This window comes from Vibrio sp. Vb1574, assembly GCF_033338675.1.
Genome location: NZ_JAWOTC010000154.1, coordinates 1 through 1,584, shown reverse-complemented (window position 1 = coordinate 1,584; position 1,584 = coordinate 1). Strand labels below are relative to the sequence as shown.

The 1,584-nt window shown below is 46.8% G+C and carries 1 protein-coding gene; it reads right to left on the bottom strand.

Annotated features, from left to right (window positions below; translation table 11 throughout):
• A partial coding sequence (locus R7O12_RS24355; RefSeq protein WP_318126606.1) for a methyl-accepting chemotaxis protein occupies positions 1 to 1,413 on the bottom strand: 1,413 nt, incomplete at its 3' end.
• Between the last annotated feature and the right edge of the window lie 171 nt (positions 1,414 to 1,584).

Genomic DNA, 1,584 nt, shown 5'->3' with positions numbered 1-1,584 from the left:
TTGCACGGAGCGGTAAGACAATTCACTTTGGGTCTGGCAGTCGACCACTTTGTTATTCATGGTTGTGGTGTCACCCATTGCGCGCTCTGCGGACTGAGCGATTTCCACACTCGATTGTGCGAGTTCAGTCATCGCGGTTGCGATGTTGTCGCACTTAGCGATGGTAGAGCGGCTACTGCTATCAAGATCCTGCGCAGATTCAACAATGTTTTGTAGTCGATTTGAGCTCTCGTTATTGGTCTTAGTGACGTCAAACAGCAGCTTTCTGAAGTTAGAGATCAAGGCATTAATGCTGTTCGAGATGGAAGCGATTTCATCTTTGCCGCGAGAATCGAGTTCAACCGTCATATCGTGGTGCTCAGACATACTGCGCAGGGTTTGTTTCAGGCGACCAACGCGGCTTCGTAGGCTTGCAACCAACCCCCACACCATCATGATCATAAGCAGAGAAATCACAGCAGTCGCAGCCATCAACAAGTTGCGATTTAACGTGGCTTGCTGCGCGGAATGTTCTGCTGCACTGAGCATCTGATCAACCATTTGGTTACGCAACTGGTTCATGAGACCGATGCGCTCGGTTGCCATAGGAAACCATTCAGTTGCTTGAGGGCCTTGAATGCTGTCTAGGTTGGCACTCTGGTTAAGGAAGGATTGCTGTATTTGCTCAACCTTCTTCCACGCAGGATTGCTTTGGTGCGATTGCAATGACTGTCGATATTGTTCTGGGAACGCAATTTGCGCTTTTCTTGATGCGTAATCCCCCGATTGGATGTATCCCTCAATGTTGGAGAACAAAACAGATGTGGCGCTTCCTTTCGCAAATACCCCATTAAGTGCGCCGCGTGCTTGGCCTGCACGCTCTTTCATCACGATCACAGAGATCAACGCATCGCCAAGTGTACCTAGCTCTCGGCTTTGAGTCTGTGCAATCAAAACGTCAATGTTGTCGATGATGAGCTGATTCAGGTTGGAGTAATAACCAAAAGGTGCAATTTGAGGCGAAAGGCGATCAACCCCTTGTCGAACCTGATTGAGTCGATTGAGCTGCACTTGGACATCTTGGAGTAAGTCGTAGCTATCGCTGCTGCTAATTAATGGCGTGTTAAGTTGAACCAATGAATTGATCGCGTCATCGACTTTTTTTCTTTGCTGAGTCAGCTTTTGCACGATTTCAGTTTTGCCTTGGCTACCCAGTACGCCGGCTGTTAGTCCACGTTCGACGGCGAGATTATGCGCTAGGTTGTCGTAGTGGGTGATTAAGGTCACTAGCTGCTGATCTTTCAGGGCTTGGTGGGACTGAGTGTTTAAATTGATGGTGTGCTGAACCGCAAGAAAAATAGCAAGTAATAATGGGACGCCTGCAACAACACTGACCATGATATAGAGGGGAAACTGACGAACGAACGCAAACATAGAGCTCTCCTAGGTACCAACCGTGAAATCCATTTACTGAGGTATTTTTCCTCATTAATTAGCAGTATAGGGTAAAAATATGAAAGCTAATGGATAATCATAAAGTAGTAGTTGGTTTTTTGCTGAGAAAGTGATTAGTAGCAATGTGACAAGTGGCATATTTGCATGCTA